Origin of the sequence: Xanthobacter sp. YC-JY1 (assembly GCF_021730305.1) — a bacterium.
In the GTDB taxonomy this organism is placed as follows: domain Bacteria; phylum Pseudomonadota; class Alphaproteobacteria; order Rhizobiales; family Xanthobacteraceae; genus Xanthobacter; species Xanthobacter flavus.
This window is the reverse complement of record NZ_CP032674.1, coordinates 1,997,449-2,009,750: the sequence shown is the minus strand read 5'-3', so window position 1 is coordinate 2,009,750 and position 12,302 is coordinate 1,997,449. Positions and strand designations below refer to the sequence as shown.

The 12,302-nt window shown below is 68.9% G+C and carries 9 protein-coding genes; 5 read left to right on the top strand and 4 right to left on the bottom strand.

What is annotated here, in order from left to right; genetic code table 11:
• Positions 1–50 precede the first annotated feature (50 nt).
• Together D7006_RS09420 and D7006_RS09415 are read left to right on the top strand one after the other, a co-directional pair.
• Positions 51–1,163 carry a tellurite resistance TerB family protein gene (locus D7006_RS09420; protein ID WP_237356393.1) on the top strand — a complete coding sequence of 371 codons (1,113 nt, stop codon included), beginning with the start codon at positions 51–53 and terminating at the stop codon, positions 1,161–1,163.
• A 123-nt stretch (positions 1,164–1,286) separates the two neighbouring features.
• Positions 1,287–2,165, top strand: coding sequence for a sulfite oxidase heme-binding subunit YedZ (locus D7006_RS09415; RefSeq protein ID WP_237356392.1), 879 nt, complete (start codon positions 1,287–1,289; stop codon positions 2,163–2,165).
• 285 nt (positions 2,166–2,450) lie between these two features.
• Here D7006_RS09415 and D7006_RS09410 read toward each other — a convergent pair whose 3' ends face one another.
• The 3 genes from D7006_RS09410 to D7006_RS09400 form a co-directional block, all read right to left on the bottom strand.
• Positions 2,451–2,957, bottom strand: coding sequence for an acetone carboxylase subunit gamma (locus D7006_RS09410; protein ID WP_169121212.1), 507 nt, complete (start codon positions 2,955–2,957; stop codon positions 2,451–2,453).
• 230 nt (positions 2,958–3,187) lie between these two features.
• Complete coding sequence (locus D7006_RS09405) at positions 3,188–5,518, bottom strand: hydantoinase B/oxoprolinase family protein (RefSeq protein ID WP_237356391.1); 2,331 nt, start codon at positions 5,516–5,518, stop codon at positions 3,188–3,190.
• 208 nt (positions 5,519–5,726) lie between these two features.
• Positions 5,727–7,880 carry a hydantoinase/oxoprolinase family protein gene (locus D7006_RS09400; RefSeq protein ID WP_169121214.1) on the bottom strand — a complete coding sequence of 718 codons (2,154 nt, stop codon included), beginning with the start codon at positions 7,878–7,880 and terminating at the stop codon, positions 5,727–5,729.
• Positions 7,881–8,305: 425 nt separating this feature from the next.
• On the opposite strand from D7006_RS09400, the gene D7006_RS09395 reads away from it, so the two are divergent.
• Complete coding sequence (locus D7006_RS09395; RefSeq protein ID WP_237356390.1) at positions 8,306–10,210, top strand: sigma-54-dependent Fis family transcriptional regulator; 1,905 nt, start codon at positions 8,306–8,308, stop codon at positions 10,208–10,210.
• A gap of 82 nt (positions 10,211–10,292) precedes the next feature.
• Positions 10,293–10,844: a glutathione peroxidase gene (locus D7006_RS09390; RefSeq protein ID WP_237356389.1), complete on the top strand. Its 552-nt coding sequence runs from the start codon at positions 10,293–10,295 to the stop codon at positions 10,842–10,844.
• Positions 10,845–10,880: 36 nt separating this feature from the next.
• On the opposite strand, the gene D7006_RS09385 is transcribed toward D7006_RS09390, so the two are convergent.
• Positions 10,881–11,816, bottom strand: a complete 936-nt coding sequence (locus D7006_RS09385; protein ID WP_237356388.1) for an ornithine cyclodeaminase family protein — start codon at positions 11,814–11,816, stop codon at positions 10,881–10,883.
• A 108-nt stretch (positions 11,817–11,924) separates the two neighbouring features.
• Here D7006_RS09385 and D7006_RS09380 point away from each other — a divergent pair, with 108 nt between their 5' ends.
• Positions 11,925–12,209, top strand: a complete 285-nt coding sequence (locus D7006_RS09380; protein WP_229643842.1) for a hypothetical protein — start codon at positions 11,925–11,927, stop codon at positions 12,207–12,209.
• The last annotated feature ends 93 nt before the right edge of the window (positions 12,210–12,302 follow it).

The window sequence follows — 12,302 nt, the reverse complement described above, 5'->3', positions numbered from 1 at the left end:
CGATCGCGGCCGGGCCTTGCGCCTGTGGCGGCACCAACAGGGAGGAAGCCATGGCCGGAACGGGTGATCTTCTGGGACAGCTCATCGGCGCGGCGCTCGGCTCGGGCAGCGTGCGGGGCGGCGGCGCCCAGCAAGGCGGAGGCGGGCTGCCGGGCGGGCTCGGCGACATTCTCGGACAGGTGCTCGGCGGCGGCGGCCAGCGCGGCGGTTCGGGCGGGGCACCTTCGGGACTGCCGGGCGGCCTTGGCGACATCCTCGGGCAGGTGCTCGGCGGCGGTGGCCAGCGCGGCGGATCGGGCGGGGCGCCTTCGGGCCTGCCGGGCGGCCTCGGCGACATTCTCGGGCAGGTGCTCGGCGGTGGGCGCGGAGCGCCGCAGGGCGGCCCGTCCGGCGGCGCCTCGGGCGGTTCTTCCGGCGGGCTGGAAGACATTCTCGGCCAGATCCTGGGCGGTGGCCGCGCGGGCGGGCCGTCCGGCGGCTCCACGCAGGGGGGCGGCATGTCCGGCGGTACGGGGGGCGATCTCGGTGATTTCGCCTCGGACGCCCTCGGTCGCGGCGGCTCGGGTCAGGCCGGCGGCTATACCCCGCCGGAGATGCCCTCCGATTATCGCCAGCCGCAGCCCTCGCCCCAGCCCGGCCACCAGCCGTCCGGCGCGTCGGGCGGCGGCAGCCTGATCAAGTATGGCGGGCTCGCCGTCATCGGGATGCTGGCGTGGAAGGCGCTGCGCAAGTGGCAGGCCGGTTCCGGCGGGCGCTCGGCCTTCTCCTCCGGCACACCGGACGCCGCCTTCTCCCCCGCCGCCGCGCCGGGGGGCCCGGAAGCCTTCTCCGGCGTGCTGCTCTCTGCCATGGCGGCCGCGGCGCAGGCGGACGGGGAGATCGACGAGGACGAGGTGTCGCGCATCGGCGGCGGGCTGGAGCGCATGGGGGCCGGTTCGCCGGAACGCGACGCGCTGATCGCCATCCTCACGACCCCGGTCGATCCCAACGAGGTGGTCGCCGCCGCGACGACGCCCGAGGCGGCGCTGCAGATCTACGCGGCTTCCGCCCTCGCCATCCGGCCGGACAACGACGCCGAGCACGCCTATCTGGACTGGCTCGCGGGCGCGCTCGGCATCGATCCCGGCCTCAAGGCGCAGATCGACGGCGAGCTGAACGCCTGAAGCACACCCACGTCCCACCTCACGCCATCGTGCAGGCGAGGGCCGTAACGCCGCCGCAGGGGGCGGCGTAAGGGGAAGCAGGCGCCGGGCGGGCGCCTGCACAGCATTGCCGGAAAGGTCCCGATGCCCCTGTTTCACGAGCGGTCCGGCCGTTTCAGCCCCGAGAAGACCCTGTTCCTCGTTTCCAGCATCCTGCCGGCGGTGTGGCTGGTGGGCCTTGCCGCCAACGGCCAGCTGGGCGCGCGGCCATGGACGGAGGCGATCCATTTCACCGGCCTGTGGGCCATCCGCTTGCTCGCGGTGACGCTGGCGGTGACGCCGCTGCGGCGGCTGTTCAACATGCCCAAGCTCTATTTCGGCCGGCGCATCTTCGGCCTCGCGGCGCTCGGCTACGCGGCGCTGCATCTCACGCTCTACATCATCGATCAGGGCTTCGGCCGCGCGCTCAGCGAGATCGTGCTGCGCATCTATCTCACCATCGGCGCGGTGGCGGTGGCGCTGCTGGTGGCGCTGGGCGCCACCTCCACCGATGGCGCCATCCGGCGGCTCGGCTCGACCCGCTGGAACCGGCTGCACATGGCCGTCTACGCCATCGCCGTGCTGGGCACGGTGCATTTCTTCATGCAGTCGAAGCTGGATGTGACCGAGCCGGTGCTGATGGCCGGCATTTTCCTGCTGCTCTTCGCCTTCCGCGTGGCCGGACGCGGCGGGAAGACCGTGACGCCGCTCCGTATGGCCGGCCTCTCGGTGGCCGGGGCGGCGCTTACCGCCGGCGTGGAAATGCTCTGGTATGCGGTCGCGACGCGGGTGGACCCGTGGCTGGTGCTGGACGCCAACTTCACCTTCGACCTCGGACCCCGCCCGGCGGTGTGGGTGCTGGTCATCGGCCTCGCCGTGGCGGTCCTCGCCGCCATCAACCCGCCCGCCCCCCGCGCCGCCGGCCGCCGCACGGCGATGACCGGCAGGGCGATGACCGGAAATACGGAAGGCGCCGGCGCCTGAAGCGGCGAAAGGAAGGGGTGCCCTGAGCCCCCTTCCTCCCGCGTGACGCCGGGCTCCCGGCGAAGAGCCCGGCGGGCCTTGCAAGAGGCTCGACTGCCCCGTCTGCTTGAACGGCCTTACTCCCCTCTCCCCCTGCGGGAGAGGGGTTGGGGGTGAGGGGTATTCTTCCGCTCACCACGCCCCCGCGGCGCTTTGTGCGGTGTCAGCCCCCTCACCCCGGCCCTCTCCCGCGAGGGGAGAGGGGGCGCGAACGGCGAAGTCCGCACCAGAGCCACGACCCACTCCTCACGCCGCGGCGCGTTCCGGCACCGGCAGGCCAAGCCATTCGGTGTAGAAGGCGTCGATGTCCGGCTCGAAGTCGTGGATCACCGGGTACCAGGGGGTCGGCGCCTCCACATCATGGAGCGTGCCGCACTCGGGGCAGAAATACTCCCGGATCACCTGCCACGAGGGCGTCGGAGCCATGAGGCGGGGATAGATCTCCTCCATCTTCTGCGGCGTGTCGCGGACATGGACGCGGGCGTGCAGCTTCCAATTGTCCTTCCAGTCGCAGAAATCGTGGCCGCACTCGCAGCGCACGGTCCACTTCTTCGAGACCTTCTGCTGCACGATGTAGAGCTTCGGGCCGAGGGGCAGGATGATCTTGTCATCCCACGGCACGCGCTCCTGCAGGATCTCCACATAGGTCACGAACCGCTCGGGGTCCTTCGGGGTGGAGAGCATCTGGTGCAGAGTATCGGGATCGATCTTGCCTTCCACGAGATCGACGATCTTGGCGCGGGTATAGGACATGGTTTCCTCCTGATTGGTTTTGAGAGTCCTCCCCTCTCCCCTTGCGGGAGAGGGGCCGGGGGTGAGGGGTAAGGCTCCGGCTGGGGCCGGGCGCCGGGACAAGGGGGCGATACTCCCTCACCCCAGCCCTCTCCCGCCCAAACTCGGCTGTTGCCGAGTTCGGTTCGTGAAGGTCGAAGTCGGCAAAAGCCGACTTTGAGGGGAGAGGGTGTCAGAGCGCGTAAGACCCCTCACTCCTCCACGAACTGCACGGTGGTCACGTCCGGCAGCTCGGAGATGTCCATGGAGTAGCGCGAGCCGTAGGTGGGCACGCCGATGTCTTCCTCGTTGAGCACCCAGCTCTCCGGCAGATCCCAGAAGCTGCGGAACTGCTGCTCGAACCTCGGGCCCAGCTTGAAGGAGGCGGCGAACATCTGCTGCACCTGGGTGCCCGCTTCCTTGGCGAGGATCTTCTCGCGCTCGCCCTTCATCCATTCCCGGGTGGGGACGGACTTTGCGATGCGGTCCTTGCGGATCTGCGCGCGGGCCGCCTTGGTGGCCGCCTCGTCCACCACCACGAGGCCGTCCGCCCCCTTCCGCACCACCACGCCGTAGACATCGCCGGCGAAGCGCTCCAGCACGTAGCCGCCGTTGATGTCGTCGGCCACGGCCTGCGGCTCGCGGTCGAGCGGATCACCGAAGCCGGGGCCTCCGCGCATGTAGTTGAGGTAAAGGTCGTAGTCGGAGAACATCTCCTCGGTGGTGATGGCCTGCTTGTCGCGCTTGATCTGCGCCTTGGGCAGCATCGCATCCCAGGTGGGGTTCTCCGGGTCCGTGTCGCCGCCGAGCGGGATGTCGGCGCCGGAGGCGATCAGCTCCTTCAGCCCGGTCTTGTGGGCGGCGAAGCGATAGCCGGAGGCGGCGGGATAGCCGCCCATCAGGCCCCAATCGGACGAGATGTGACCATTGCCCATGAAGAACATGGTCCAGTCCTTGGCGTTCCAGACCATGCGCAGGCTCTCGAAGCCGCAGCCACCGCGATACTTGCCGGAGCCGCCCGAGGAGGCCTTGATCTGCCGGCCGAGATAGATCAGCGGCTCGGCCAGTTCCCAGATCTCCATGTCGCCCATGTCGCCTTCCGGGTTCCAGATGGCGGCGGCGTGGGAGAGGCCGTCCTGCACCGCGGTCGCCCCGGTGCCGTTGGCGGCGCACTCGAACGAGTTCACGGCGTGGATCTCGTCATACTGGTTGAAGCCGCCGCCCTGGAGCCAGTTGGAGGTGTTGGCGTTGCCCGCATTCACCTCCTCCAGATAGCCGCGGCCGAAATAGGAGCGCGACAGGCCGCGCCACAAGGCCGTCCAGGCGGACACCAGGAAGTGCCAGGAATAGGAGAAGGCGACACGGCGGTCGTCCGGGTTCATCCAGGTGCCCTTCGGCAGGCGGAACTCGGTGCCGTAGGCCGCGCCGTCGTTGATCATCTCCGAGGGGATGAGTGTCTGGGTCATCATCACCCAGATGCCCGAGGTGAAGCTCACCTGATGGGCATTGTAGGTGTGCCAGCCCCAACGGCTCGACCCCTCGAAATCCAGCCGCCAGGTGCCGTCCTTGCGGATGGTCATCTCGCAGGGGGCGTGCATGATGGTGTCGAGCTTGGCGAAATCGGAGGGCACCCGCACGTCCTCATGGGCGTAGGGCACGTCCACGAATCCCACCTGCCGGTAGGTGCCGGGGATGGTCATGGCCTTGATGCGGGCCTGAAGGCCGAGGCGGCCATGCTCCACCGCCTCGTAGGCGAACTTCCAATAGGCCTCGATGCCCTCTTCCGCGACCACCTCTTCCACCAGCTTGCGGATCATGTGGCAGCCGGCGATGCGGGTGCGCTCGTCCAGCATCCAGTAGCGGGTGGTGCGCACCATGCGCTGGCTCTCGTGCAGCCAGTCACGGAACAGCTCGTCATTGGCGCCCACCTTGCGGCAGGTGATGGAATAGCCGTCGCCGAAGCGCTGCACCTGGCCGGTGGCCATGGAGCCCGGCCCCACCGCGCCGGTGTCGATGACGTGGGTGACGCCGCCCACCCAGCCGATCAGCTCGCCCTCCCAGAAGATGGGGACGATGGTGTGGATGTCGCAGGGGTGGACGTTACCGATCAGACTGTCGTTGTTGCAGAAGATGTCCTTGTCGTGGACGCCGGGATTGGCCTCCCAATTGTTCTCGATCATGTATTTGATGGCGGCACCCATGGTTCCCACATGGATGATGATGCCGGTGGAGGTGAGAAGGCTGTCGCCCGCCGCATTGTAGAGGGTGAAGCACAATTCGCCCTCCTGCTCCACGATGGGAGAGGCGGCGATCTTCTTGGCGGTCTCGCGGGCATCCACCACGCCGGCGCGCAGGCGGGAGAACAGCTTGTTGTAGAGGATGGGCTCGCTCTCGCGGAGCTCCAGCTTCTTGAGGCCGGCATAGTGCCCGGTGGCCTTTGTGGCGGTCATCAGCCGGTCGCGATGCTCTTTGAGCGTCTCGCCGCCACGGACGATGCCGCGTGTAGCGCCCTGAAGGCTGGTCTGCTTGACGTTGACGTTCATGGGTTCGTTTCCTCTTGAGATTGTTTGGGTTTGCTCCCCTCTCCCCGTGCGGGAGAGGGCATCTTCCCGTTTCTCCCCTCTCCCCTTGCGGGAGAGGGGCTGGGGGTGAGGGGTGGGCGGCGCCGCATGTCCCGGCTTCGGAGCAAAGGGAGGGACACCCCTCACCCCAACCCTCTCCCGCAAGGGGAGAGGGAGTAACCGTGCTCCCTCACACCTCCTTCAGGTGGAAGAGCCGATGCCCGTCGAGCCAGGTCTCGAAGCCGTCGGGCACCACGAAGGTGGTGGCGTCGGATTCGATGATGGCGGGGCCCATGACGCGGTTGCCGGGGCGCAGCGCTTCCATCTTGTAGAGCTGCGCGTCCACCCACTTCTTCTTGCGATAAAACTTGCGGGTGCCGATCTTTGCTTCCTCCGGCGGGGTCTCGCCCTCTTCCGGCTCCTTCGGGATGCGGGGCTTGGGGATCGGCACCATGCCGCGCATGATGGCGCCGGTGACCGAATAGCCTAGCTCCGGCGAGCGGGCGGACGCCGCATAGACGCGGCCATAGGTGGCGTTGAAGGCGTCGGTGAGCTGGTCCCAGTCCCCCGCGGTGGCGGCGGAGGCCATGGGGCTCTCGATCTCCAGGTCGTTGAGCTGCCCGCGATACTGCATGCGGTAGCCGGGCTGGAGCGTCACCTGGTCGGCCGAATAGCCGTTCAGCTTGAACTCCTCCAGCACATTGTGGGTGAGCTCTTCCCACGCCGCCTGAAGCGTCTCGACCGCCTTCACCTTGTCCGCCTCGGGGGCGTCTGGCGGCATGTTGATGTCGAGGGACTTGTCGTAGCGATATTCGAAGTCCGCCGCCGCGCAGCCGAAGGCGGAGAAGCCAGCCGCCCAGGCGGGCACGATCACATCCTCGAAGCCGAGGCCTTCCGTATAGCCGTAGGTGTGGACCGGCCCCGCGCCGCCATAGGAGAAGCAGACGAAGCTCTGGGGCGAATAGCCCTTGCCCGAGATCATGGAGCGCAGGTAATCGCGCAGATCGGAGTCCAGCAGCTCGATGATGCCGGCCGCCGCATCTTCCACGGAGAGGCCGAGCTTGTCGGCGATCTGCACCTTGATGGCATCCACCGAGCGCTGCCGGTCGAGCTTCACTGCGCCGCCGAGGAAGTTGTCGGGGTTGAGATAGCCGAGCACCATGTGGCAGTCGGAGATGGTGACGGTCTCGATGCCGCTCTCCTTCCAGCACACGCCCACCCGGTAGCCGGCCGAATCCGGGCCGAGCTTGATGGCGCGGGTGTAGGGATCGAGCCGGATGAAGGAGCCGGCGCCGGCGCCCACCGAGTCCATCGCCACCAGCGGCAGGGACAGCACGAGCCGGGCCATGTCCGGGTCGTTCTTGATGGTCATCTCGCCCTGGGTGATGAGCGCCACGTCGAACGAGGTGCCGCCGATGTCCGAGCAGGCGATGTTCTTGTAGCCCAGCACCTCGCCGAGATACTTGGCGCCGATCACGCCGCCGATGGGGCCGGAGACGATGGTGCGCGCCAGCTCCTTCGCCTTCCAGGAGATGGTGCCGCCATGGGTCGCCATCACGCGGAAGTCGAACTTGGTGCCGCGCTCCTTGAAGGCGTTGGAGATCTTGGAGAGCGTCTGGCGCGAGGGCTCGGCGGCGTAGCCTTCGAGGATGGTGGTGTTGGTGCGGTGGGTTTCCTTGCGCACCGGGTAGTAATCGGCCGAGGCGAAGACCGGGATCTTCTTGCCGCTCTTCTCCACTTCCTCGGTCACGATATCGCGCACGCGGCGCTCGTTCACCGGGTTCTTGTAGGAGTGCATCAGCGAGATGACGATGCCTTCCACGTCGGCGGCAATGAGGTCGCGGGCCGCCTCGCGGGCGCTCTCCTCGCGCAGCGGGATCACCTGCGTGCCCATCATGTCCGTGCGCTCGATGACACCGCGGGTGAGCTGGCGGGGCACGAGCGGCGGGTCGTAGCGGTGGGTGTTGAGGTGGATGCGGTCCTCATAGGCGTAGCCGAGGTGGCTCTGCACCGCGCGGCCCATGCGGTGGAAATCCTCCATGCCGCGATTGACGATGAGGCCGCATTTGAGCCCCTTGCGCTGGACCACGCGATTGAGCATCGCGGTGCCGGAATAGACGCCCGTCTGGAGCTGGGCGAGGGCCTCATGGAGCGACATGCCCCAGTTGGCGAGCCCGTCTTCAGAGGAAGCGATGAGGCCCAGGGCCTCGTTCTGCGGCGTGGACTGGGCCTTGCCGACGACGAAGTCGCCGTCCTGATCCACGAAGAAGGTGTCCGTCATAGTGCCGCCGGCATCGATGCCGAGCACCTGGACGCTGCGCAGGTTTCCCACGGGAACGTTCACGCTCGTTTCCTCCCTGTCTTGCCGGCGTTGGCTTTTGGGTGCCGGCTCGCAGCATCAGGGGCAGGATGCGTGCCAATGCGGCTAGACTGTATAAATTCGAGGATTCTCCTGATATTTGTGCAACGCATCATGTAATATGGAAGTCTTCGACTGTCCGGTTTCCGGACACTTGTTGTCCGCCGCCCGATCGTTTCAGACGACGACTGACGCCCACCCCCCGGCCGGACTTGCGAGAGGCATGAAAGTGCGCGTATTCTCCGGCCAAAGCCGCCGCCGCCGGCCTCGATGCCGGCGGTCAGAATGCGGCATATCAGGGAGTGAACCCGCCTGCGGGCACTTCGGCCACCGGCCGGGGCGGCCCGCCGGCCAATGGCTCAGGCGGCGCAACGGGAACGCCGCGCCGCCCGGCCCGGAGGGCAGAGCTGGTGCCACATCGCGAGATTGCGCGCGCCTGGGAGGCGTTTCACCAGGACGGCGCCGCCTCCGCCGTCATCCGCCCGGCGGTGATGGCGTCCTGGCAGCGCTCCCGCCTCCATCTCATCGCCGCCGACCGCGCGGCCGCCCCTCTGGTGAGCGAGGCGGAGCTGTTCCGCCGCCGCCACCAGAACAACCGCCTCGTCACCGCTGCCCGCCCGGCCATGGAGGAGGCGCGTCACCTCCTCTCCGACGCCCATTCCATGCTCATCCTCTCCGATCCGGACGGCACGATCCTGGAGGCGGAGGGCGACGCCCGCGCCCTCGACACCGGGCAGGAGGTGAAGCTCCAGCAGGGCGGCCTGTGGTGCGAGGCCGAGATCGGCACCAACGCCATCGGCACCGCGCTCGCCTGCGGGCGCCCGGTGCAGATCCATGCCGCCGAGCATTTCTGCGCCCCCGTCCAGCGCTGGACCTGCGCGGCGGCCCCCGTGCGCCATCCCCTCGACCGGGAGATCATCGGCGCGGTGGACATCTCCGGCTCCACCGACACCTTCAACCCGCAGAACCTCGCCCATGCGGTGGCCCTCGCCCACCAGATCGAGGCGGTGCTGGGCCGGCGCATGGAGATGGAGCACGAGCAGGTGCTGCGCCATTTCCTCTCCAAGCGCTCGCTCTGGCTCACCGAGGAGATCCTCGCCTTCGGCCGCTCCGGCGCGCTCATCTATTCCACCGACCGCGCGCTGAAGGAGGCCGCCCGGCGCTCGGACCGCCTCATCACCGACGGCCGCCTCACCGCCTTGAAGGACGTGACGCCCGACGCCTGGGCCGCCCGCATCGCCCAGCTGCTGCCCGGCGCCAGCGTCGAGATCGTGCGCGAGGATGGCGAGGAGATCGGCGGCGTCGTGGTGCTCCACGCCGCCCGCCGGCCCAAACCCGCCTCGCGCGAGACCTCCCAGCGCGATCCCGGCCGGGAGCTGGAGCCCCTCGCCTTCGACGCCATCATCGGCGAGAGCGCGATCATGCAGGAGGTGAAGGCCAAGGCCCGCCGCATGGCGGAGAGCGGCCTGCCCATTCTGCTGGAAGGCGAGACCGGCGTGGGCAAGGAGGTGTTCGCCCGCGCCATCCACGGCGCACGCGCCCCCGCCGGCCCCTTCGTGCCGCTCAATTGCGGTGGGCTCCCGCGCGATCTCATCGCCAGCGAGCTGTTCGGCTACGAGAAGGGCGCCTTCACCGGCGCCGACACCTCGGGCAAGCAGGGCAAGGTGGAGGCGGCGGATGGCGGGCTGCTCTGCCTCGACGAGATCGGCGAGATGCCGCTGGAGCTGCAATCCTACCTGCTGCGCGTGCTCGAAGACGGCGTGGTCTATCGCGTCGGCGGCCACACCGGGCGGCGGGTGGATCTGCGCCTCGTCTCCATGACCAATCGCGACCTCACCGGAGAGGTGGCAGCGGGGCGCTTCCGCAAGGACCTGTTCTATCGCATCGCCGCGCTGCGCCTGCGCATTCCGCCCCTGCGCGAGCGGGGCGAGGACGTGCTGCTCCTGCTCGATCATATCGGCCGCAGCGCCGCCGCCCGCGCCGGCCTTCCCGCCCCGCGCTTCACGGAAGCCGCCCGCGCGGCGCTCGCGGCCTATTCCTGGCCCGGCAATGTGCGCGAGCTGCGCAACGTGGTGGAGATGCTGATCGCCATGGGCAGCGCCGACGCGCCCATCGATGTGGGCGACCTGCCGCCGGAAATCGCCACGGCGGCCGCCGCCGCGCCCGCCGCCACCGATCTGCGCACCGTGGAGGAAGCCGCCATCCGCGCCGCGGTGGAGGCCTGCGGCGGCAACCTCACCCGCGCCGCCCGCCGCCTCGGCATCGCCCGCTCGACCCTCTACATGCGTCTTGCTGCTTTGGAGCGCGACGCCTGACCACCTGACGCAGCGCGATCTGCGCAGGTAACGGAGGGCGTGCTAGCCTGCGTGCCGACGCAACGCATCCCGGCAGGCTCTCATGTCCCAGACGCTGTTCGACATCCCCCTGAAGCGCATCGACGGCACGCCGGCGACGCTCGGTGAATTCAGCGGCAAGGTGCTCCTCGTGGTCAACGTCGCCTCCAAATGCGGGCTCACCCCGCAGTATGCGGCGCTCGAAAAGCTGTATGAGGCGCGCAAAGACCAGGGGCTCGAAATCCTCGGCTTCCCCGCCAATGATTTCGCAGGTCAGGAGCCCGGCACCGAAAGCGAGATCGCCAGCTTCTGCAGCCTGACCTATGGCGTCACCTTCCCCATGTTCGAAAAGATCTCGGTTACGGGCGCCACTCGCCATCCGCTCTATGATGCGCTGGTGGCGGCCCGGCCCGAGGCCGAGGGCGCGGAGGCCATGCGCGCGCTCTTGTCCAGCCGCGGCCGCTCCGCCCCCGCCACGTCCGACGTGATCTGGAACTTCGAGAAGTTCGTGGTGGGCCGCGACGGCCGCGTCGTCGCCCGCTTCGCACCGAACGTGGCGCCCGACGACGCGCGCGTCTCACAGGCGCTCGACGCCGCGCTGTCGGCGGCCGGCTGAACGCCAGCCCGGCGCATGTCGCGGGGTGGCGGGACCCTACCTCCCCGCCACCAGCTCCGCCGCCACCAGATCCTCGATGGACGCGCCCACGGACTTGAACAGCGTGATCGCCTTAGGGTCCGTGCGCCCCTCCTTCGTGCCGGCGCACAGCTCGTAGAGGTCCGCCTTCACCTGATCGGTGGACCAGACCCCCGCCGCCACCGGCAACAGCAGGTCGCCGGCCTCGCCGAGGGCGCCGGCATAGGTGTCCACATAGACATCGCTGGCGCGGATGAGGGCGTCGTCGCTCTCGCGCATGGTGGGGGTGAAGGCGCCCACGAGATCCACATGGGTGCCGGGCTTCACATCCTGCCCCAGCACCAGCGGATCGTTCGAGGTGGTGGCGCTGGTGACGATATCGGCGGCGGCGACAGCGGCGGAGAGGTCGCTCACCGGCTCCGCCGGCAGGCCCAGCGCCGCGAGATTGGCCGCCATGGCGGCGGCGCGCTCAGGGGCGCGGCCCCACACCAGCACGCGGCGGATGGGCCGCACGGCGCAATGGCCCTGCGCCAGCTGAAAGGCGAGATTGCCGGTGCCCACCAAGGTGAGCGTCTCGCTGTCCATGCGCGAGAGGAAGGTGGAGGCCAGCGCCGAGGTCGCCGCCGTGCGCCGGTTGGTGAGCGCATCGGCCTCGATGATGGCGGTGGGAATGCCGGTGGAGCCGTCGAACAGGGCATAGACGCCATGCACCGCGCCGAGCCCGCGCGCGCCGTTGGTGGGGAACACGTTCACCAGCTTGACGCCGAACACCTGGCCGGGCCGCCAGGCGGGCATGGTGAGAAGGCGGCCGGGGGTCTCCTCATTGCCCACATGGTGGACGCCGCGCACCGGCGATTCCACCTGCGCCGCGGCGAAGGCCGCCTGCAGCGCCGGCACCAGACGCTCATAGGTCAGCGCCGCCTCGACCTCGCCCGCATCGTAGAACGCGACCATCCCGCCTCTCCTTCCGGAAACATCTTCTACAGCATGCGCGGCACGGCGCCGCAACGCCACGGAACCAAAGGGCCGCGCGACAACTTGGTTCTGCAAAGGAGACCACCGATGCAACACGATGCCGCAAGCAGCGGAAGCATCCGCCATTTTCTCCATCAGGCCGGCAACTTCTTCCAGGCGCCGCCGGGCTCCGAGCCGATCCTCGAGTGGCGCGCGCAGGCGCCGGGAACCGAAATGCTGGTGTGCGACGGCATGCCCATCGCCCGCCTCGACTGCCACGACCGCCGCTGGACATGGCGCGTGCTGGACGACGCCTCCGCCCCCATCCGTGCGGGCTCCGAGGCCGAGGCCCGGCTGCTGGCGCTCTTCTACGCCCGCCGCCTGCACGGGTGAGGCTCTCTCACCTCCGTCATCCCCCGGCTTGTCCGGAGGATCCACGGTTCGGGCGGGTCCGCCCCGCCTTCCGAAGCACCGTTTTGGCGGCGA

Excerpts from the sequence above, each read along its gene's own strand:
- D7006_RS09380 (WP_229643842.1), top strand. The coding sequence starts at position 11,925 with ATGCAACACGATGCCGCAAGCAGCGGAAGCATCCGCCATTTTCTCCAT.
- D7006_RS09390 (WP_237356389.1), top strand. The coding sequence starts at position 10,293 with ATGTCCCAGACGCTGTTCGACATCCCCCTGAAGCGCATCGACGGCACG.
- D7006_RS09415 (WP_237356392.1), top strand. The coding sequence starts at position 1,287 with ATGCCCCTGTTTCACGAGCGGTCCGGCCGTTTCAGCCCCGAGAAGACC.
- D7006_RS09405 (WP_237356391.1), bottom strand. The coding sequence starts at position 5,518 with ATGAACGTCAACGTCAAGCAGACCAGCCTTCAGGGCGCTACACGCGGC.
- D7006_RS09420 (WP_237356393.1), top strand. The coding sequence starts at position 51 with ATGGCCGGAACGGGTGATCTTCTGGGACAGCTCATCGGCGCGGCGCTC.
- D7006_RS09385 (WP_237356388.1), bottom strand. The coding sequence starts at position 11,816 with ATGGTCGCGTTCTACGATGCGGGCGAGGTCGAGGCGGCGCTGACCTAT.
- D7006_RS09410 (WP_169121212.1), bottom strand. The coding sequence starts at position 2,957 with ATGTCCTATACCCGCGCCAAGATCGTCGATCTCGTGGAAGGCAAGATC.